We start from the raw sequence: 21202 nt of genomic DNA, 5'->3' as shown, positions 1-21202 counted from the left end.
GCGTTTCCTTAAGCCGCATCGCGCTTGGCTTCATTGCGGTAAGCCGCGACCGCCGCAATCAGGGCCTGCAGGATCTCGGCGCTCTCGCCAATCACTGAGAGGTCAGCACGCTTGATCATGTCGCAACCCGGATCGAGATTGATCGCCACGACTTTGTCGCAGGCGCCGATGCCCTGCAGGTGCTGGATCGCACCAGAGATACCCACAGCCACATAAACCCGCGCGGTAACCCAGGTGCCGGACGCGCCGACCTGGCGATCACGCGCCATGAAGCCATCGTCCACCGCCACCCGCGACGCGCCTTCGGTGGCGCCGAGTGCGGCGGCTGTTTCGTGGAACAGTGCCCAATCCTTGACCCCGTTACCGCCGGAGAAAATGAACTCCGCTTCGGCCATCGGAATCGCTGCCGGATCGACCGCCACCGCGCCGAGATCTTCGATCCGCGACAGGCTGCGCGCGACGCTTGTGGATAACTCCACCGACAACGCTTCGTGACGGGTTTCGCTGACCGGCTCGGCGCATTCGGCCGCAGCCAGAATCAACCGTGCAATCGGACGGGCGAGGTCTTGCAGCCCAGCGCCAGCGCGGCCGATGCATTCCTGATCCTTGACCTGCCAGACCCGCGTCGCCGGGCGTTCACCCAGTGCAGCGGCAAAGCGCCGACCGAGTTCGCCGCCACCGCTGCGGCTGTCCGGCAGCAGCCAATGACGCGGGTTGAACTGGTTATCCACAGCGCGCAAACCTTGCACCCGCTGTTCCGGTGCATAACCGCTGAACTGTTCGCCTTCGAGCACCAGCAAGCGATCGACGCCGGCGGTGGCGAAAGCGTTTTCCTTGTGCTCGCCAAAGACCACCGCCAACACCGCGCCATCCTTGCCGGCAAGTTGATGGGCGAGACCAAGCAAGTCGCGATCATGGCTGCTCAAGCGGCCACCGACCATGTCCGGCACCACGCTGATATAAAACGCGGGCGCGGGCACCTGATGCAGCGGCAATTGCACTTCCACAGCCGCCGAACGTTTGACCGCCCCGCCCTGCTGCGCGCCGCTGCGGTCGATCCGCTTGATGCCGTTGGGGCCGATAAAACCGATGCCGTGCAGGTTCTTGCGGATGATGCCGTTGGGGCCCATCCAGCTGTGTTGCGCCGGTTGCATGGCCGCGTGCAGCGGATGCAGACGGTTACGCGCAATCCATTCGGCGCGTGGGTCGCGGCGGATAATGTCGCTCATCAGTGGGCCTCCGCAGGTTCACGTTTGGCCGGGGTCGCAGGCTTGTTCGGCGCGGCGTCTTCGAGCAGTGCGTCGGCGACCAGCTCGGCAATGTCCTTGATCAGCGGACGCGGTTCGACCACGCCTTCAAGCATCGCCGTGCACTGTGGACAACCCACGGCCACCAGTTCGGCGCCGGTCTCGCGGATGTCTTCCATGCGCATATCGGGAATCCGCTGCTTGCCCGGAATGTCAGTGATCGGTGCCCCACCGCCACCGCCGCAGCAGCGCGAACGGAAGCCGGAACGTTGCATCTCTTTGACCTCAATGCCGAGGGCACGCAGCACTTCACGCGGCGCTTCATACTCGCCGTTGTAGCGACCGAGGTAGCACGGATCGTGATAGGTCACGCTGTTGCCTTTGTGCTGACCGAGATTGAGCGCACCGGCCTGAATGATTTCGGCCATGTAGGTGCTGTGGTGCTGCACCAGGTAGTTGCCGTCGAACGCGCCGTACTCGTTTTTCAGCACATGGAAGCTGTGCGGATCGCAGGTGACGATTCGGTTGAAGCTGTACTTGGCCAGGGTCTGGATGTTGCGTTTGGCGAGCAACTGGAAGGTCGCTTCATCGCCAAGACGCCGCGCGACGTCACCGCTGTCACGCTCTTCGAGCCCGAGTACGGCGAAGTCGATTTTTGCCGCTTTCAGCACTTTGACGAACGCGCGCAGGGTGCGCTGGTTGCGCATGTCGAACGCACCGTCGCCAACCCAGAACAGCACGTCGGTGGATTTCTTTTCGCTGAGCAGATTGAGGTTCAAGTCCGCCGCCCAGTTCATCCGCCCGCCCGGGGCGAAACCGCCGGGGTTGTCGGTGGCAATGAGATTTTCGAGGACTTCGGCGCCCTTGTTCGGGGTCGCGCCTCTTTCCAGAGTCAGGTGACGGCGCATGTCGACGATGGCATCGACGTGCTCGATCATCATTGGGCATTCCTCGACGCAGGCGCGGCAGGTGGTGCACGACCACAGGGTTTCGGCGTCGACCAGACCATTGACGATTGGTTGATGCGGATTGCCTGAGTGTTCGCCGATGGGTTTGCCAGGATAAGGACTGCCGGCGAACTTCGCATCGGTGCCGCCAGCGAGGCCGACGACCATGTCCTGAATCAGTTTTTTCGGGTTCAGCGGCTGGCCGGCGGCGAACGCCGGGCACGCGGCTTCACACTTGCCGCACTGCACACAGGCGTCGAAACCGAGCAACTGGTTCCAGGTGAAATCCTTGGGTTTCTCAACACCCAGCGGAGCACTCGGATCGTTCAAATCCAAAGGCTTCAAACCGGTGGAACGACCGCCGCCAAAACGTTCGGCGCGACGGTGCCAGGCCAAATGCAGCGCACCGGCGAAGGCGTGCTTCATCGGTCCGCCCCAGGTCATGCCGAAGAACAGCTCCGACACGCCCCACAACACACCGATTCCCAGAATCACTGCGAGCACCCAGCCGCCAAAGTTCTCCGGCAGGATTCCGGCCACGGGCAATGTCAGCAGAAAGAACGACGCCGAGAACGCCAGCAGGCTTTTCGGCAGGCGCATCCACGGGCCTTTCGACAGCCGCGCTGGCGGGTTGAGTCGACGCCGATAAACGAAGATCGCGCCGACGAACATCACCGCTGTCATCAGCAGCAAGGCGTAACCGAGAATGCGGTTATGCAGGCCGAAACCGTGCACCAGCAGCGCCAGCACGATCGACGCCACCGCACCGCCGGCCGTGGCCACGTGGGTGTTGGCGATGTATTTGTCCCGCGCCACCACGTGGTGCAAGTCGACCATATAGCGCTTGGGCATGGCCAACAGGCCGCCGATCAGATCGACCTTCGAGGCCCGGCCCTGACGCCACATGGCCACCCGCCGCAACGCGCCGAGGACACCAAGGCCCAAAGCGGCGAACAACAGGATTGGAAGAAGGGTGTTCAACATGGTGAAGCTCCCACCAGTACAACCTGGAGAAACACGGCGTTCAATGATCGTTCCCACGCTCTGCGTGGGAATGCATCCCGGGACGTTCCGCGTCCCAAAGCGGACGCAGAGCGTCCATTGCGGCATTCCCACGCAGAGCGTGGGAACGATCGGTTCACTAGCTTTTAGAAATCCTTGCAGAGCCGCAGGGCGTCGTAGATCGCGGCGTGCGTGTTGCGCTGCGCCACGCAGTCGCCGATGCGGAACAGCAAGTAGCCGTCGCCCGCCTCGCTCAGCGAAGGTTGCGGCTGGATCGCGAACAACGCTTCGACGTCGATCTGGCCCTTGTTGCGCGAACCCTCTTTGAGCGCGTAGTAGATTTCCTCATCCGGACGCACGCCGTTTTCCACCACCACCTGATCGACCACCCGCTCCTCTTTGGCGCCGGTGTATTCGTTCTCCAGCACTGCCACGAGTTTGTCGCCCTCGCGGTAGACCTTCTCGAGCATCATGTCGCCGGTCATGATCACTTCTTTCGGGTACATGCTGCGGTAGTAGGTCGGGAACGACGTACCGCCAATGGCCACGCCCGGCTTGATGTCGTCCGTGACGATCTCGACCTGGCTGCCTTTGTCGGCGAGGAAGTCGGCGACCGACATCCCGGTGAACTCGCAGATGGTGTCGTAGACCAACACGTTCTTGCCCGGTGCGACCTTGCCGTCGAGCACATCCCAACTACTGACCACCAGCCCTTCGGCGGCGCCCCAGTGTTCGTTCTGTTCCAGATACGGATGCCCGCCGACCGCCAGCACCACTACGTCCGGACGCAAGTCCATGATGGTGTCGGCATCGGCCGCCGTGCCCAGTCGCAGATCGACTTTCAGCCGCGCCAGTTCTAGCTGGAACCAGCGGGTGATACCGGCAATCTGGTCGCGCTGCGGCGCTTTCGACGCGGTGGTGATCTGCCCGCCGATGAATTCCTTTTTCTCGAACAAGGTCACGTCGTGGCCACGCTCGGCGGCCACGCGGGCCGCTTCCATCCCGGCCGGGCCGGCACCGACGATCACCACTTTGCGTTTGACGCCGGTGGATTTCTCGATGATGTGCGGCACGCCCATGTATTCACGGGACGTTGCGGCGTTCTGGATGCACAGCACGTCGAGGCCTTGGTACTGACGGTCGATGCAATAGTTGGCGCCGACGCACTGTTTGATCTGATCGATCTGGCCCATCTTGATCTTGGCGATCAGGTGCGGGTCAGCGATGTGCGCGCGGGTCATGCCGACCATGTCGACGTAACCGCCTTCAAGAATCCGCGTGGCCTGGTTCGGGTCCTTGATGTTCTGTGCGTGCAGCACCGGCACCTTGACCACTTCCTTGATCCCGGCGGCCAGATGCAGGAACGGCTCCGGTGGATAACTCATGTTTGGAATCACGTTGGCCAGGGTGTTGTGGGTGTCACACCCCGAGCCGACCACACCGATGAAATCGAGCATGCCGGTGTCGTCGTAATACTTGGCGATCTGCTTCATGTCCTCGTGGGACAAGCCATCCGGGTGGAACTCGTCACCGCACAGACGCATGCCCACGCAGAAGTCGTCACCGACCTCGGCGCGTACGGCTTTCAACACTTCCAGGCCGAACTTCATCCGGCCTTCGAAGGTGCCGCCCCATTCATCGGTACGCTTGTTGACGCGCGGGCTCCAGAACTGGTCGATCATGTGCTGGTGAACGGCAGACAGTTCAACGCCGTCGAGGCCACCGGCCTTGGCCCGGCGCGCCGCCTGGGCGTAGTTGCCGATCACGCGCCAGATTTCTTCCGGCTCGATGGTTTTGCAGGTGGCGCGGTGCACCGGCTCACGCACGCCGGACGGCGACATCAGGGTCGGCCAGTTGAAGCCGTCCCAGCGCGAGCGTCGGCCCATGTGGGTAATCTGAATCATGATCTTGGCGCCGTGCTTGTGCATGGCGTCGGCCAGGTTCTGGAAATGCGGAATGATCCGGTCGGTGGACAAGTTCACCGAGCTCCACCATTCCTGCGGGCTGTCGACGGCCACCACGGAGGAACCACCACAGATCGCCAGGCCGATACCGCCCTTGGCTTTCTCTTCGTAATACTTGACGTAGCGGTCGGTGGTCATGCCACCGTCAGTCGCGTAGACCTCGGCGTGTGCGGTGCTGAGCACGCGGTTGCGGATGGTCAGTTTGCCGATCTGGATCGGCTGGAACATTGCTTCGAAAGCCATGGCACGGTCCTCGGCTTACAACGGCTTGACGGTGAACAGGCCGTCATCGTGGCCCTCTTCGGAGCCTCCGTAGACTTGTTCGGCGACAGTACGAATTTTGCTTCCACGCGCCTCAAGAATCTGATCCATGGCACCGGCAAACCAACCGGTGAACATGTAGTCGACCTTGCGCCCGACCTTGCCGTAGACGTAGACGAACGCCGAGTGTTCGAGCTTGACGCTGGCGGTGCCTTTGTCGAGGTCGATGTCCTGGATCTTGAACAGGCCCCAGCCGCGCTGCGACAGGCGCTTCATGTAGTGCTCGAATACGGCGACGCCTTCCAGGCCGTGGCATTCAGCTTCTTTTTCGCACCAGTGCCAGGCGGATTTGTAGCCGGCCTTGTAGAGGATCTCGGCGTAGGCGTCAGCGCCCAGCACTTCCTCGATGCCGATGTGGTTATTGACGAAGAAATGCCGCGGCACGTAGAGCATCGGCAGGGCGTCAGAGGTCCAGACACCGGTCTCGCTGTCGACTTCGATTGGCAATTGCGGGGCGATCTTGGCCATGGAAACTTAACTCCAGAAAATTTTAGATTCAGTGTTGGCCGCGGCCCTCACCCCAGCCCTCTCCCAGAGGGAGAGGGAGCAGATCGGCGGCGGTCTTGAGAAAGCGTTACTCGCCCCAGACGTCTTTCAAGACGTTGACCCAGTTATCGCCCATGATCTTGCGCACCACGCGCTCGGAATGGCCGCGCTTGAGCAGGGTTTCGGTCAGGTTCGGGAACTCGCCGACGGTGCGGATGCCCAGCGGGTTGATGATCTTGCCGAAGCTGGTCAGACGGCGGGCGTAGCCCTTGTCGTGGGTCAGGTATTCGAAGAAGTCCTGACCGTGACCCTGGGTGAAGTCGGTGCCGATGCCGAAGCCGACTTCGCAGACGAAGGTCGAGCTCACTTCTATAGAGCCGGCGTAGTCGTCGATGGTCGAATCGATGCCCTTGGCGAGGAACGGCGCGAACATGGTCACACCGACAAAACCGCCGTGATCGGCAATGAACTTCAGTTCTTCATCGGACTTGTTGCGCGGGTGCTCTTTGAGACCCGACGGCAGGCAGTGGGAATAGCAGACCGGTTTTTTCGATTCGAGGATGACTTCTTCGGAAGTCTTCGAACCGACGTGGGACAGATCGCACATGACGCCAACGCGGTTCATCTCGGCGACGATCTCGCGACCGAAACCCGACAGGCCGCCATCACGCTCGTAGCAACCGGTGCCGACCAGATTCTGGGTGTTGTAGCACATCTGCACGATGCCGACGCCGAGTTGCTTGAACACCTCGACATAGCCGATCTGGTCTTCAAACGCGTGGGCATTCTGGAAGCCGAAGAGGATGCCGGTTTTGCCCTGTTCCTTGGCGCGACGGATGTCGGCGGTGGTGCGCACCGGCATCACCAGGTCGCTGTTTTCGCGGATCAGCTTCTGGCTGGCGGCGATATTGTTCACGGTCGCCTGAAAGCCTTCCCACACCGACACCGTGCAGTTGGCTGCCGTCAGACCGCCCTTGCGCATGTCTTCGAACAGCTCGCGGTTCCATTTGGCAATGATCAGACCGTCGATAACGATGCTGTCGGCGTGTAATTCGGCTGGGCTCATCAGGCGTCCCCTTATTGGCGATTCATGCGCCGAATCGTCTGCCGGCGCTTTGGGGCCAGCATATGCCTCGGTGCCGGGGCGACCGGGTGCAAAAACGACAGGGGAATTGCCGAAAGCGTCAATCCGCGACAAAGGGTCGCCCGACGCTCCGATCAGCTACCTGTTCAAGCCCGCAAGCTTGAGCCAGAATCTTGCGCATCTTGGATACACCACTGGATTAGAGCGGCGACAACAATGAAATCGATCTTCCTGGCTTTGGCTTTGCTTGCGACCGGCGTACACGCCGCCGAAGAATCCGACAACAACCCCTGCGACGCCGTCGAAAACGACGTCCAGACCCTGGAATGCTCGACCTACAGCCGCACCACTGCTGAAGACCTGCTCAAGGACAACTACGCCAGCCTGAGCGAACGCATGCAGACCGCGTACGGCAAAAACGCCACGCAACTGGCGGACATCACTGCCAAGATGAAGACGGCTCAGCAGCAATGGCTGAAGACGCGGGATGCGGATTGCGCTGTGGAAGCGTTCCCGGCTACCGCGGGGAGCAAAGCATTCACGATTGCGCAGAATGATTGCGTAGCGCGGATGAGCGATGAGCGGTCGGAGTTTTTGGAGTCGATTGGGCAGGAGTGATCCTTAAAGCTCGGAGGAAAGCTGGAATCGTTTTCTGCTTTCATCGCGTCAATCTCCTCTTCCTACAAAAGATACCGTACATGCCTACACGTATTGCGTGAACGCCTTTATCTGCGGGGTTTTCACGCAATACGCTGACATCTGTTTTCAGTTGGCCAAGCGAAAAATATAAGTAAAGATTCGATAATCTTATAAAAGACTTATATTCTTCCATGAACAGCATCCACTGGACTCGAAAGGCCGTTAAGCAACTCTTGAAATTGCATTCTGTGCATCAGGTACAGGTTCGGGATGCCGTTACGGCGCTTGCCGACATGCCTGATGTGGGCAATGTCAAAGCACTGATCGGCCATGACTACGCCTACCGCCTGCGTGTCGGCAATTATCGAGTGATGTTCGATTGGGACGGCGCAATCAAAGTGGTCAGTATTCAAGGGGTCAAAAAACGCGATGAACGCACCTACTGACATCCAAATCATCAACGATGCCGAGGGCAAACCGGCCTTCGTGGTCATTCCCTATGCGCAATACGTCGCACAGAAAATGCAACCAGATCTGATCCCCCATGAGGTAGTTAGCCGCATGGTCGACGGGGCAACACCGATCCGAGCCTGGCGCGAACACCTCAACCTGACTCAGGAAGAAGTCGCCAAACGCATGGGCATTTCGCAACCGGCGTTTGCCCAGCAGGAAACCGTCGCCAAGCCTCGCAAGGCTACGCGTGAGAAAATTGCAGCAGCGTTCGGCATCACCGCCAATCAGCTAGAGCTGTAAGCTGCCCCCTTCACTTCAAGGAATTTCCCATGAACATCTGCGGCATTGAAATCAAAGGCAGCGAAGCGATCATCGCCGTGGCCGCTCTCGACGGTTCGGCTTTGAGCCACGTCCCCCTTGCCACCAAGAAGATCGCCTTGGACGAAGATGACGAGGCGGCCAACGTGAAGCTGTTCGCGGCGCAAGTGGCGTCGTTTGTGCGCGAGAACTCGATTGATCGGATTGCGATCAAGAAGCGCAGCAAGAAGGGTGAGTTTGCCGGTGGGCCGACGACGTTCAAGATTGAAGGGATTTTGCAGTTGCTCGATGGTTGTGAGGTGACGTTGTTGTCGCCGCAGACGATCAATGCGCAGGCGAAGAAGCATAATTTCGAGCTGCCGGGGACGCTGAACAAATATCAGCATGAGGCTTATAAAGCGGCGTGTTCGGCGTTGGTGAAGAAGTAACGCGATCAAACTGTAGGAGTGAGCCTGCTCGCGATAGCGGTGTATCAGTCAACAAAGATGTTGCATGTGATGCCGCTATCGCGAGCAGGCTCACTCCTACAAGGGTTCTGTGTGTTTCAGGCTTGGGCGGTACGCCGGTCTTCACGCGGGCAGCGGGCGAAGCGCGCGCGGTAGCTGCGGGTGAAGTACGACGGGGATTCAAAGCCGCAGGCGATGCTGACTTCGAGCACGCTCATGTCGGTCTGGCGCAGTAGCTGCCGGGCCTTTTCCAGGCGCAGGCGCAGATAGAAATTGCTCGGCGTATCGTTCAAGTGCAGCCGGAACAAGCGCTCCAATTGCCGCCGCGTAACCTTGATCGATTCCGCCAATTGCAGTGTGGTCAGCGGCGGTTCGCTGTGCTGCTCCATCTCGCCGATCACTTGCACCAGTTTCTTGTTGTTGATGCCGTAACGCGTGGCGACTTCCATGCGCTGGTGATCTTTGCGCGGACGAATACGCCCCAGCACAAACTGCTCGCTGACCTGAATCGCCAGTTGCGGGCCATGAGCCTGGGCGATCAGATCGAGCATTAAATCGATGGACGCGGTGCCGCCCGCCGAGGTGATGCGCCGACGGTCGATCTCGAACAGCTCCTGAGTGACGCTGAGCTGTGGATAAGATTCCTTGAACGCATCGATGGCTTCCCAGTGTAGGGTCAGGCGATAGCCGTCGAGCAGGCCAGCCTCGGCGAGTACAAAACTGCCGGTGTCGATTGCACCAAGGGTGACGCCGTCGTTATCCAGACGCCGTAACCAGTGTTCAAGGGTTGGCGTGGCGAACTTCAGCGGTTCAAACCCGGCCACCACCAACAACGTCGCACCTTTCTTCAGCGGCTCCAACGCCGCATCGGCGTTGACCGACATGCCATTGCTCGCCAGCACCGCCCCGCCATCAGCGCTCAATACATGCCAGCGATACAACTCGCCACGAAAGCGGTTGGCCACGCGCAGCGGTTCGATAGCAGAAATAAAGCCAATGGCGGAGAACCCCGGCATCAGCAAAAAGTAGAAATCCTGAGACATGTGCGCACTCGATTCGCGGGTAACGAGAGGGAGGGGAGCGTGGATCGTTGATACGCCGATTGTCGCCAGCGTTCAAGCGCACAGGTCGCTACAGTGCAAATGCCAGTCGCCGTAGTGCGCTTTCATGGGCGTATAGCTGCGTAACTTTGCATCACCGGCACGACAGATGCCGGAACTCACAATAAACGACCTGCCGAGGAACCCGACATGAAACGACTGATCAGCAGCTGTGTTCTTGCACTCAGCGGTACCGCTTTCTTGAGCGCCAGCGTCATGGCGGCCGACCCGGCAGCGTGCCAGAACGTGCGCATGGGCGTGGTCAACTGGACCGACGTGATCGCCACCAGTGCCATGACCCAGGTCCTGCTTGACGGCCTCGGCTACAACACCAAACAAACCAGCGCCTCCCAGCAAATCATCTTCGCCGGGATACGTGATCAGCGGCTGGACCTGTTCCTCGGTTACTGGAACCCGCTGATGACCCAGACCATCACGCCGTTCGTCGACGCCAATCAGGTCAAGGTTCTCGAAGCGCCAAGCCTGAAAGACGCCCGCGCAACCCTCGCCGTGCCGACCTATCTGGCCGACAAGGGCCTGAAAACCTTCGCCGATATCGCCAAGTTTGAAAAAGAGCTGGGCGGCAAGATCTACGGCATCGAGCCAGGCTCGGGCGCCAACACGCAGATCAAGGCAATGATCGCCAAGAATCAGTTTGGCCTCGGCAAATTCCAGCTGGTCGAGTCCAGCGAGGCCGGCATGCTTGCCGCCGTCGATCGCGCCGTGCGCCGCAAAGAGGCCGTGGTGTTCTTCGGCTGGGCGCCGCACCCGATGAACGTCAATGTGAAGATGACTTATCTGACCGGCAGCGACGACGCCCTCGGCCCGAACGAAGGCATGGCCACGGTGTGGACGGTCACTGCGCCGAAATACGCCGAGCAGTGCCCGAACGTGGGCCGTCTGCTGACCAACCTGACCTTCACCGCCGAGGACGAGAGCCGGATGATGCAACCGCTGCTCGATCACAAGGACGCTTTCGAATCAGCCAAGCAATGGCTCAAGGATCACCCCGAAGACAAGCAGCGCTGGCTTGAAGGTGTGACTACTTTCGATGGCAAACCGGCCGCCGAAAACCTCCAGCTGACCAGCAAATAACCCTCTCATTTAAAAGCCCCTCACCCTAGCCCTCTCCCGGAGGGAGAGGGAACTGGACGAAGCTTCGCAGCCCCGAAAAGGGCTGCGGACAGACCCATCACGCCTGAAGGAAACCGCACCATGAACCACGACGTCATCATCACCTGCGCACTCACCGGTGCTGGCGACACGACCGCCAAGAGCCCGCACGTGCCGGTCACCCCGAAACAGATCGCAGCGGCAGCCGTTGAAGCGGCCAAGGCTGGCGCCACGGTTGTGCACTGCCATGTGCGCGATCCGCAGACCGGCAAGTTCAGCCGTGACGTGGCGCTGTACCGCGAAGTGATGGAGCGCATCCGCGAGGCGGACGTCGACATCATCGTCAACCTCACCGCCGGCATGGGTGGCGACCTCGAAATCGGTGCTGGCGAGAACCCGATGGAATTCGGCCCCAACACCGATCTGGTCGGCCCGCTGACCCGACTCGCCCACGTCGAAGCACTGCTGCCGGAAATCTGCACCCTCGATTGCGGCACGCTGAACTTCGGCGATGGCGACACCATTTATGTCTCCACCCCGGCGCAACTGCGTGCGGGCGCCAAGCGTATTACCGAGCTGGGCGTGAAGGCCGAACTGGAGATTTTCGACACCGGTCACCTGTGGTTTGCCAAGCAGTTGATCAAGGAGGGTTTGCTGGATAACCCGCTGTTCCAGTTGTGCCTGGGCATCCCGTGGGGTGCACCGGCAGATACCACCACGATGAAAGCCATGGTCGATAACTTGCCAGCCGACGCGGTGTGGGCCGGTTTCGGGATTGGCCGGATGCAGATGCCGATGGCCGCACAAGCGGTGTTGCTCGGCGGCAACGTGCGGGTCGGGCTGGAAGACAACCTGTGGCTGGACAAAGGCGTGCTGGCGACCAATGGCCAACTGGTCGAACGCGCCAGCGAGATCCTCAGCCGCCTCGGTGCCCGCGTACTCACGCCGGCGGAAGGCCGCAAGAAAATGGGCCTGACCCAGCGCGGCTAACCCCTACACCTATTCCCGTTTGGAACCGGATTTGTGTCGAGGGGATTTATCCCCGTTCGGCTGCGCAGCAGTCGCAAAATCTTGGGGCCGCTGCGCGACCCAACGGGGATAAATCCCCTCGCCACAAGGGCCGGTTTCACAAGGGATCACCGAACACATTCAGGAATGTCGTCATGAGCTTTATCACCGAAATCAAAACCTTCGCAGCTCTGGGCAGCGGTGTCATCGGCAGTGGCTGGGTAGCCCGTGCCCTCGCCCATGGCCTCGACGTGGTCGCTTGGGATCCGGCGCCCGGCGCCGAAGCGGCGCTGCGTAAACGTGTGGCCAATGCCTGGGGCGCGCTGGAGAAAAACGGCTTGGCGCCCGGCGCTTCGCAGGATCGCCTGCGCTTTGTCGCGACCATCGAAGAGTGCGTACGTGATGCCGATTTCATTCAGGAAAGCGCCCCGGAACGTCTGGAGCTGAAACTCGATCTGCACAGCAAAATCAGCGCAGCGGCCAAGCCCAACGCATTGATTGGTTCGAGTACCTCTGGCCTGCTGCCGAGCGAGTTCTACGAGAGTTCGACGCACCCGGAACGCTGCGTGGTCGGTCACCCGTTCAACCCGGTTTATCTGTTGCCGTTGGTCGAAGTTGTCGGTGGCAAAAACACCGCGCCGGAAGCCGTTCAGGCAGCGATGAAAGTCTACGAGTCCCTCGGCATGCGTCCGTTGCATGTGCGCAAGGAAGTGCCGGGGTTCATCGCCGATCGCTTGCTCGAAGCGCTGTGGCGTGAGGCGCTGCATTTGGTTAACGACGGCGTGGCAACCACTGGCGAGATCGACGATGCAATCCGTTTTGGCGCCGGTTTGCGCTGGTCGTTCATGGGTACGTTCCTGACTTATACGCTGGCGGGTGGTGATGCGGGCATGCGCCACTTCATGTCGCAATTCGGCCCGGCGTTGCAGTTGCCGTGGACGTATCTGCCGGCACCGGAGCTGACTGACAAGTTGATTGATGATGTGGTGGATGGCACCAGCGATCAGCTTGGTCGCCACAGCATTGCGGCGCTGGAACGCTATCGTGATGACTGCTTGCTGGCAGTGCTCGAAGCGGTGAAGACGACCAAGGAAAAGCATGGCATGAGTTTCAGCGAGTGAAGTGCCTGGCATGACATCGCTGCCCTCACCCGAACCCTCTCCCGGAGGGAGAGGGGACTGACCGAGTTGATTGATCGAATTACGCCGACTTGCACCACCGAGCCGAACTTGAGTTTTGAAAGGCCCCCGATCTGCTCCCTTTCCCCCTCGCCCCCTGAGGGAGAGGGGACTGACCGTGTTGATTGTTCGAGTTACGCCGACTTGCACCACCGAGCCGAACTCAGGACTTGAAACGCTTGAAGATCGGCTCCCTTTCCCCCTCGCCCCCTTGGGGGAGAGGGCTGGGGTGAGGGGGTAGCTCTTGATCTTAAAAACCCGCCAAATGCCCGGAACCCAAACCATGCCCCACCTCACCACCTACCAGACCAAAATCATCCCCGACTGGGTCGATTACAACGGCCACCTGCGCGACGCCTTCTACCTGCTGATTTTCAGCTACGCCACCGACGCCCTGATGGACCGCCTCGGCATGGACAGCAACAACCGCGAAGCCAGCGGGAATTCGCTGTTCACCCTAGAGCTGCACCTCAACTATCTGCACGAAGTGAAGCTCGATACCGAGGTCGAAGTGCGTACGCAAATCATCGGCCACGACAGCAAACGTCTGCATCTCTATCACAGCCTGCACAAGGTTGGAGAAGATCAGGAACTGGCCGGCAATGAACAGATGTTGCTGCATGTCGACCTCGCCGGCCCGCGCTCGGCGCCGTTCAGCGCGAACACTCTGAGCCGCCTGCAAAACATCGTCACCGAGCAGAAAGACTTGCCCGCCCCCGCTTACATCGGCCGCGTTATCGCGCTGCCACCCGCCCGGTAATCCATCGATCGCAAGGAGCCGCCATGAACACCGCTACCGCCGTTGCCGACTTCCGTACTTATCCGTTGATCAGCGCGCTAAGCGGCGTGCAAAGCTTCGCGGATCGCGTTGCCATCGAATGGGCTGACGGCAGAGCCAGCCCGTTTCATCACGTCTGGCTGCGGGACAATTGCCCGTGTGAACGTTGCGTCTACAACGTCACCCGCGAACAGGTTTTCGAGATTGTCGATGCCGCTGAAGAGCTCCAACCTACAGCTGCACATATCGATGCAGATGGCTGCCTGCGCATCGACTGGCAAGACGGCCATCTCAGCCGCTTCGATCCCGGCTGGCTGCGCGCTCATGCTTATGACGATGAATCTCGCGCCGAACGTCTGGAAGCCAAACCGAGAAGCTATTTGTGGCGCAGCGATTTGCAGTTACCGGTGTTCGAGTACGCGGCGCTGATGAACGACAACGCCGCTCTGCTGCAATGGATGATCGCCGTGCGCGACATCGGTCTGACGCAGGTACGCGGCGTGCCCACCGAACCTGGTTCGCTGAAGCTCATCGCGCAACGTATTTCGTTCATCCGTGAAAGCAATTTCGGCGTGCTGTTCAACGTGCAATCCAAGACCGATGCCGACAGCAATGCCTACACCGCTTTCAACCTGCCGTTGCACACCGACCTGCCGACTCGCGAGCTGCAACCGGGCCTGCAATTTCTGCATTGCCTGGTGAATGACGCCGAGGGTGGCGAGAGTATTTTTGTCGATGGCTTTGCGATTGCCGACGCACTGCGCAGTGAAGACCCGGCGGCGTTTCAGGCGTTGTGTGAAATCCCGGTGGAGTTTCGCAACAAGGATCGCCATAGCGACTATCGCTGCCTGGCGCCGATCATTGCCTTGGACGCTCTGGGCAGAGTCGCCGAAATTCGCATGGCGAACTTTTTGCGCGGGGCGTTTGATACGTCGGTGGAGCAGATGCCGGTGTTGTATCGGGCGTATAGGCGGTTTATTTCGATGACTCGCGAGCCACGGTTTCGCCTGATGCAGCGACTCAATGCGGGCGAATTGTGGTGCTTTGATAATCGCCGCACGTTGCATGCGCGCAATGCGTTTGATCCGGCGACCGGAGCGCGGCATTTTCAGGGCTGCTATGTCGACAGGGATGAGTTGTTGTCGCGGATCCTGGTGTTGCAACGCTAGACCGCGTCATCGTTCATCGCGGGCAAGTCGAATCGTCGCACCGCCGCTCCCACAGGGTTCAGCGGCGTTTCACAAATATGCGACCAGACTCGAAACTTGTGGGAGCTGGCTTGCCAGCGATGACGTCGGCAGGAACAACAAATCTCTAACTGATTCACAGCCAAAAAAAGCCCCGATACCAGCCGTGACAGGATCGGGGCGCAAGCTACTGTTGAGGAGCTGCCGTGCGAGGGTGACCAAACCTTCGTGAAGCGAGCTGAGACCAGTGTGCCCACTCCCCTTTCTATCGAGTTAGCCGAAAACGACCTGTTCATAGTCGTCCCAGCCACGCTGACAAAACGCTCTTGCCGTGCCCGCCCCAGCCTTACAGAATCAAACCAAGACCTCCGTTGCCACAGAAGGATTTGCGTGATGATGTACGCCGATTTGATTGACCAGGAAGATCTGTTGGGCCAGCTCAAGGCATTGGGTATTCAAGTGCCCAGTGGCACGACCGCCGATCAGGCTTGCGAGTGCGCAGTGCGCGGTCTGGATAATGTTCGTGCGTTTGAACTGCGCAAAATGGTCAAGGACATGTACACCAGCGGCGCCAGCATCCAGCCAGCGGTGCGGCAGGCGATCGACAAACAGTTGTTGCCGGCACTCGCCAATTTCCAGCAAAGCCACAGCGCCTGACAGCAGATCAAAAGATCGCCGCCTTCGGCAGCTCCTACATTGGAACGCATGATCGTTCCCACGCTCTGCGTGGGAATGCCTCAACGGACGCTCCGCGTTCGGTTTTTTGGGACGCAGAGCGTCCCGGGCTGCGTTCCCACGCAGAGCGTGGGAACGATCCTTATCAGAGCCTTACGCTGGCAAACGTCGACTCATTGCGCGCCTGACTCAACGCCGACATCGGCCCCGACAGCGGCGACATCACGATCGCTTGCGGCAGCGGCAGCATCGCCACTTGTTGGGTGGTATTGGAACCTACGCGCTCGTCACGCGGCGGAATGCCGAAGTATTCGCGGTAGCACTTGGAGAAGTGCGGCGTCGAGACGAAACCACACACCGACGCCACTTCGATGATCGACATCGGCGTTTGCTTGAGCAGTTGCCGGGCGCGGATCAAACGCAGCTTCAAGTAGTAACGCGACGGCGAGCAATGCAGGTATTTCTGGAACAACCGCTCCAGCTGTCGACGCGACACGGCGACGTACACCGCCAATTCATCCAGGTCGATCGGCTCTTCCAGATTGGCTTCCATCAGCGCGACGATTTCCTGCAGTTTCGGCTGATTGGTGCCGAGCATGTGCTTGAGCGGCACGCGCTGGTGATCCTGCTCGTTGCGGATGCGCTCGTAGACAAACATCTCAGAGATCGCGGCGGACAGTTCACGGCCGTGATCGCGGCTGATCAGGTGCAGCATCATGTCCAGCGGCGCGGTGCCACCAGAGCTGGTGAAACGGTTACGGTCGAGTGTGAACAGACGCGTGCTCATGGCCACGCGCGGAAAAGCTTCCTGCATCGCCGCCAGACATTCCCAGTGCACGCTGCAATCGAAACCGTCGAGCAGGCCGGCGCAGGCCAGTGCCCAACTGCCGGTACACACGGCGCCGAGGCGCTTGGACTGACGCGCCTGGCTTTGCAGCCACGAGACGTGTTCACGGGTAACGGTGCGTTGAATGCCGATGCCGCCGCAGACGATCACGGTATCCAGTGGCGGGGCTTTGTGCATGGAAGCGTCGGGAGTGATTTGCAGACCGTCACTGGCCCACACTTGGCCGCCATCGACGGTAAGAGTGCTCCAGCGATACAGCTCGCGACCGGACAATTGGTTGGCCATGCGCAGGGGTTCTACTGCGGAGGCCAGAGAAATCAGCGTGAAATTGTCCAGCAGCAGAAAGCCGATGGATTGAGGCGCACGGTTCTGGGGTTGGGCCCCGGAGTTGAACGACGTCATCGCGGTATCTCCTCACACAAAGCGGGTGATGGCCTCAGGCGGAGGCTCTTGTTATTGCCATCGTTCTCGCGTGGGAGACGGGCTTTGTTATGACAGAGCAATTGCCATGCCTAAAATTGGATGGCCGTTCAATAACTCCTGAAAACGACGTCGCGACGTGTCTATACGAGCCGTCCGACGAAAGGTATTTCGAAGTGCCATCAGCGGCGAGGAAAGCGCGGTTCAGGAGGGTGTGAGCAAATCGGTAGCACTTGTGGGAACTGGCCTGCGCGCGGTTTACGGGGAGTGTCACCGCAAGCACGGGTGACGGACGGTAGGGGCGCGGATCGTATGTAACAGGTGGGAAAGACTCTTATCTGTTTGCGACGCGCTAAAAGGTGGCGTGATTGATCGCGCGTGTTCACTTGATGAGCAATTTTGACTGGTCTGACGCTATCGCGAGCAGGCTCACTCTACATTTGGAATGCGTTCCCCTGTAGGAGTGAGCCTGCTCGCGATTGAGGCGACTCGGTCTCAGCATTCAACCGCACTGACCGCCAACCCACCGCGCGAGGTCTCTTTATATTTGTCATGCATGTCGGCACCGGTATCGCGCATGGTGCGGATCACCCGGTCCAGCGAGATAAAGTGCTGACCATCGCCACGCAACGCCATCTGCGCCGCATTGATCGCTTTCACCGCCGCAATCGCATTGCGCTCAATACACGGCACTTGCACCAGACCGCCGACCGGATCGCAGGTCAGCCCAAGGTTGTGTTCCAGGCCAATCTCCGCCGCGTTGCACAACTGCTCCGGCGTAGCACCGAGAATCTCCGCCAGCCCCGCCGCCGCCATTGCGCACGCCGAACCGACTTCACCCTGACAGCCGACTTCGGCACCCGAGATCGAAGCATTCTTCTTGCACAGAATCCCCACCGCCGCCGCACTCAGGAAGTAGTCGACCACGTTGGCGTCCGTCACCGCTTCGCTGAACTTCATAAAATAGTGCAACACCGCCGGAATGATCCCCGCCGCACCATTGGTCGGCGCCGTCACCATGCGCCCGCCCGCCGCGTTCTCTTCATTCACCGCCAGCGCAAACAGGTTGACCCACTCCATCGCGCTCAGCGTCGAGCCAATCACATTGGGCTTGCCCAACTCCTGCAGACTGCGGTGCAACTTCGCCGCGCGCCGACGCACATTCAAACCGCCGGGCAGGATGCCCTCATGTTTCAGCCCCTGTTCGACGCAATCCTGCATCGCCCGCCACAGCTTCATCAGGCCGGCGCAAATCTCTTCCTCACTGCGCCAGACTTTTTCGTTGGCGAGCATCAGTTCGGCGACGCGCAGGTTGTTCTCTTTGCACAGCTCCAGCAGCTCGACCGCGCTGGAAAAGTCATAAGGCAATTCAGTGCGATCCAGATCAACGACACCGCTGGACGCCTGCGCTTCATCCACGACAAAACCGCCGCCGACTGAATAGTAGGTATCGCGATGCAGTTCACCGTGATCGCCCTCGGCAACGATCGTCATCGCATTGGGGTGGAACGGCAGGTTTTCATCGATCAGGCGCATGTCCCGTGCCCAGACAAACGGCACCGACAAACGACCATCCAATAAAAGTGTGTGTGTTTCGCGCAGCGCCTGAATGCGCGGGCCGATTTGCGCCGGGTCGATTGCGTCTGGCCACTCGCCCATCAGGCCCATGATCACCGCGTTATCGCTGCCGTGACCGATACCGGTGGCCGACAGCGAACCGAACAACTGCACCTCGATCCGCCGCACCTGCTCCAGTTGATGCTTGTCCCTTAGCGACTCGACGAACAACGCCGCCGCGCGCATCGGCCCGACGGTGTGGGAACTGGACGGGCCGATGCCGATTTTGAACAGGTCGAAAACGCTGATAGCCATTGCTGCAGAGCTCCTGAGGATGCCGGTCCGGGACGCGAAAGCGCCCGCTGGCGGAGCTGCTACGCTCAAGCTGCGATCCGCCGGAATGCCCGCATCATCAGGCTTTTGTCGGAACGCACGGCGTCTGGCACCGACGCACTCATGTCCACCAGCGCCGCGCCGTTTTCGTCCCGGTTTTTCGCCGTTTTTGTGCGGCTCAGAGGGCTGATCGGGGCAGAAAAAAGCTGTAAACGACGTCACTGACACTAGATGCGACCATCCCTGTACTGGATACGACCCCCCCTGTAGGCGTCAGATTTTCACTGGTACATGATCGTTATGACTCGATTGCAAGGCGCCGTGGTAGAGCTGTCTCCAGAACGCCATCCAACCGCAACCTATAAGTGCGGTGGTCCACAGTCGGAACACTGCCAAAAAAAACACCAAGGAGTCCATCCATGAAAGGTTCCCCGTCGTTGTTGTTGGCCGCCATGCTGAGTCTGCCGTTACTGGCGCAAGCTGCAGAACCGGCGCAGTGCAGTACCGTTAACTTCTCCGATGTCGGCTGGACCGACATCACCGCCACCACCGCGACCACCTCGGTTGTCCTCAACGCCCTCGGCTACAAGACCAAGACCACCATGATCTCCGTGCCCGTGACCTACAAGTCGCTGGCCGACGGCAAAAACATGGACGTGTTCCTCGGTAACTGGATGCCGACCATGGAAAACGACATCAAGGCCTACCGCGACGCCGGCACCGTGGAAACCGTGCGCACCAACCTCAAGGGCGCCAAGTATACCCTCGCCGTGCCGCAAGCCCTTTATGACAAAGGTCTGCACGACTTCGCCGACATCGCCAAATTCAAGAAAGAACTCGACGGCAAGATCTACGGCATCGAGCCTGGCAACGACGGCAACCGTCTGATCCAGAGCATGATCGACAAGGACGCCTTCGGCCTGAAATCCGCCGGTTTCAAAGTCGTCGAATCGTCGGAAGCGGGCATGCTCTCGCAGGTTGACCGCGCGCAGAAACGCGACACCGCCGTGGTCTTCCTCGGCTGGGCGCCGCACCCGATGAACAAGCGCTTCAAGATTCAATACCTGACCGGTGGCGATGATTTCTTCGGCCCCGATTTCGGTGCTGCAACCGTGGCGACCAACACCCGCAAGGGTTACGCCGAGGAATGCAGCAACGTCGGGCAGTTGCTGAAGAACCTGGAGTTCAACGTCGACATGGAAAGCGAACTGATGGGCAACATCCTCGACGACAAGATGAAGCCTGACGCGGCCGCCAAGGCCTGGCTGAAAAAGAATCCTCAGGTGCTCGATACCTGGCTCGCTGGCGTGACCACCATTGACGGTAAACCAGGCCTGGAGGCCGTGAAAGCCAAGATTGCCCAGTAATCGCTTATGCCGAGGGAGCTTGCTCCCTCGGGCTGTTTATTTCCTTGCATGCGGACGTTCACTACCATGCTGATTGATCAGAAAATACCTCTAGGCCAGTACATCGCGGGCTTCGTTGAATGGTTGACGCAACACGGCGCCAGCACTTTCGACGCAATCGCCGTGACCCTGGAAACGATGATCCACGGCGTGACGTTTGCGCTCACCTGGTTCAACCCTTTTGTCTTGATCGGCCTCATCGCCCTGCTCGCGCACTTCATCCAGCGCAAATGGGGATTGACCGTTTTCGTCATCGCCTCCTTCCTGCTGATCCTCAATCTGGGGTACTGGCAGGAAACCATGGAAACCCTCGCACAGGTGCTGTTCGCAACCCTGGTCTGCGTGGTCATCGGCGTGCCGTTGGGCATCGTCGCCGCGCACAAACCGATGTTCTACACGTTAATGCGTCCGGTACTCGATCTGATGCAGACCGTACCGACCTTCGTTTACCTCATTCCTACCCTGACCCTCTTCGGGCTGGGTGTGGTGCCGGGCCTGATCTCCACGGTGGTGTTCGCCATCGCTGCGCCGATCCGCCTGACCTACCTGGGCATCCGCGATGTCCCGCAAGAACTGATGGACGCCGGCAAGGCCTTCGGCTGCTCGCGTCGCCAATTGCTCTCACGGATCGAACTGCCTCACGCCAGGCCGAGGATCGCGGGCGGCATCACCCAGGGCAGCTGGCTGTCGCTG

The 21202-nt window shown here is 60.0% G+C and carries 20 protein-coding genes; 12 read left to right on the top strand and 8 right to left on the bottom strand.

The features are described 5' to 3' along the window. Positions 1-8: 8 nt before the first annotated feature. From ACIPZE_RS18320 to ACIPZE_RS18300, 5 genes are all read right to left on the bottom strand, one after another. Positions 9-1229 carry an electron transfer flavoprotein subunit alpha/FixB family protein gene (locus ACIPZE_RS18320; RefSeq protein WP_283438525.1) on the bottom strand — a complete coding sequence of 407 codons (1221 nt, stop codon included), beginning with the start codon at positions 1227-1229 and terminating at the stop codon, positions 9-11. After that, positions 1229-3178 carry a dimethylglycine demethylation protein DgcB gene (dgcB, locus tag ACIPZE_RS18315; protein WP_283438524.1) on the bottom strand — a complete coding sequence of 650 codons (1950 nt, stop codon included), beginning with the start codon at positions 3176-3178 and terminating at the stop codon, positions 1229-1231. Before dgcB ends, ACIPZE_RS18320 begins: the two co-directional genes overlap by 1 nt. Positions 3179-3342: 164 nt before the next feature. Next, on the bottom strand, positions 3343-5403 hold the full coding sequence (gene dgcA, locus ACIPZE_RS18310; protein WP_129395834.1) for a dimethylglycine demethylation protein DgcA: 2061 nt from the start codon (positions 5401-5403) through the stop codon (positions 3343-3345). Positions 5404-5418: 15 nt separating this feature from the next. Further along, positions 5419-5949: a DUF5943 domain-containing protein gene (locus tag ACIPZE_RS18305; protein ID WP_015886256.1), complete on the bottom strand. Its 531-nt coding sequence runs from the start codon at positions 5947-5949 to the stop codon at positions 5419-5421. 106 nt (positions 5950-6055) lie between these two features. Next, positions 6056-7033: a dipeptidase gene (locus tag ACIPZE_RS18300; RefSeq protein ID WP_400774396.1), complete on the bottom strand. Its 978-nt coding sequence runs from the start codon at positions 7031-7033 to the stop codon at positions 6056-6058. Positions 7034-7267: 234 nt separating this feature from the next. On the opposite strand from ACIPZE_RS18300, the gene ACIPZE_RS18295 reads away from it, so the two are divergent. The 4 genes from ACIPZE_RS18295 to ACIPZE_RS18280 all read left to right on the top strand — a co-directional run bounded on the left by ACIPZE_RS18295 (position 7268) and on the right by ACIPZE_RS18280 (position 8889). Beyond that, a complete protein-coding gene (locus ACIPZE_RS18295) occupies positions 7268-7669 on the top strand; it encodes a lysozyme inhibitor LprI family protein (protein WP_400774395.1) in 402 nt (133 codons plus the stop codon). 212 nt (positions 7670-7881) lie between these two features. Continuing rightward, positions 7882-8136: a type II toxin-antitoxin system RelE/ParE family toxin gene (locus ACIPZE_RS18290; protein ID WP_400774393.1), complete on the top strand. Its 255-nt coding sequence runs from the start codon at positions 7882-7884 to the stop codon at positions 8134-8136. Further along, positions 8120-8443: a helix-turn-helix domain-containing protein gene (locus tag ACIPZE_RS18285; RefSeq protein ID WP_222834145.1), complete on the top strand. Its 324-nt coding sequence runs from the start codon at positions 8120-8122 to the stop codon at positions 8441-8443. Before ACIPZE_RS18290 ends, ACIPZE_RS18285 begins: the two co-directional genes overlap by 17 nt. A gap of 29 nt (positions 8444-8472) precedes the next feature. Further along, complete coding sequence (locus ACIPZE_RS18280; protein WP_400774391.1) at positions 8473-8889, top strand: DUF3010 family protein; 417 nt, start codon at positions 8473-8475, stop codon at positions 8887-8889. A gap of 116 nt (positions 8890-9005) precedes the next feature. On the opposite strand, the gene ACIPZE_RS18275 is transcribed toward ACIPZE_RS18280, so the two are convergent. Continuing rightward, entirely contained in the window at positions 9006-9950 is a 945-nt protein-coding gene (locus ACIPZE_RS18275) for a GlxA family transcriptional regulator (RefSeq protein WP_400774389.1), read from the bottom strand. Between the two features lie 207 nt (positions 9951-10157). Here ACIPZE_RS18275 and ACIPZE_RS18270 point away from each other — a divergent pair, with 207 nt between their 5' ends. From ACIPZE_RS18270 to ACIPZE_RS18245, 6 genes are all read left to right on the top strand, one after another. Beyond that, positions 10158-11102, top strand: coding sequence for a choline ABC transporter substrate-binding protein (locus tag ACIPZE_RS18270; RefSeq protein WP_397482265.1), 945 nt, complete (start codon positions 10158-10160; stop codon positions 11100-11102). A gap of 120 nt (positions 11103-11222) precedes the next feature. Continuing rightward, entirely contained in the window at positions 11223-12110 is an 888-nt protein-coding gene (locus ACIPZE_RS18265; RefSeq protein WP_090286996.1) for a 3-keto-5-aminohexanoate cleavage protein, read from the top strand. Positions 12111-12283: 173 nt separating this feature from the next. Next, a complete protein-coding gene (locus ACIPZE_RS18260) occupies positions 12284-13249 on the top strand; it encodes an L-carnitine dehydrogenase (protein ID WP_400774386.1) in 966 nt (321 codons plus the stop codon). A gap of 340 nt (positions 13250-13589) precedes the next feature. Continuing rightward, positions 13590-14066, top strand: coding sequence for a thioesterase family protein (locus ACIPZE_RS18255; protein WP_400774383.1), 477 nt, complete (start codon positions 13590-13592; stop codon positions 14064-14066). Between the two features lie 23 nt (positions 14067-14089). Next, on the top strand, positions 14090-15253 hold the full coding sequence (locus tag ACIPZE_RS18250; RefSeq protein ID WP_400774380.1) for a gamma-butyrobetaine dioxygenase: 1164 nt from the start codon (positions 14090-14092) through the stop codon (positions 15251-15253). A gap of 411 nt (positions 15254-15664) precedes the next feature. After that, a complete protein-coding gene (locus ACIPZE_RS18245; protein WP_400774377.1) occupies positions 15665-15928 on the top strand; it encodes a hypothetical protein in 264 nt (87 codons plus the stop codon). 163 nt (positions 15929-16091) lie between these two features. On the opposite strand, the gene ACIPZE_RS18240 is transcribed toward ACIPZE_RS18245, so the two are convergent. Together ACIPZE_RS18240 and ACIPZE_RS18235 are read right to left on the bottom strand one after the other, a co-directional pair. Further along, positions 16092-17195: a GlxA family transcriptional regulator gene (locus ACIPZE_RS18240; protein WP_007949927.1), complete on the bottom strand. Its 1104-nt coding sequence runs from the start codon at positions 17193-17195 to the stop codon at positions 16092-16094. A 513-nt stretch (positions 17196-17708) separates the two neighbouring features. Then, entirely contained in the window at positions 17709-19085 is a 1377-nt protein-coding gene (locus ACIPZE_RS18235) for an L-serine ammonia-lyase (protein ID WP_400774374.1), read from the bottom strand. Between the two features lie 437 nt (positions 19086-19522). On the opposite strand from ACIPZE_RS18235, the gene ACIPZE_RS18230 reads away from it, so the two are divergent. Together ACIPZE_RS18230 and ACIPZE_RS18225 are read left to right on the top strand one after the other, a co-directional pair. After that, complete coding sequence (locus tag ACIPZE_RS18230; RefSeq protein WP_129395845.1) at positions 19523-20470, top strand: choline ABC transporter substrate-binding protein; 948 nt, start codon at positions 19523-19525, stop codon at positions 20468-20470. A gap of 66 nt (positions 20471-20536) precedes the next feature. Next, positions 20537-21202: ABC transporter permease subunit (locus tag ACIPZE_RS18225; RefSeq protein ID WP_400774371.1), on the top strand; the 666-nt coding region annotated here is incomplete at its 3' end.

The sequence above is a fragment of the Pseudomonas sp. NPDC089741 genome, from assembly GCF_044748825.1.
GTDB classification, from domain to species: domain Bacteria; phylum Pseudomonadota; class Gammaproteobacteria; order Pseudomonadales; family Pseudomonadaceae; genus Aquipseudomonas; species Aquipseudomonas helmanticensis.
Note: the sequence above shows the minus strand (reverse complement) of the source record. Positions and strands in the feature narration are given on the sequence as shown.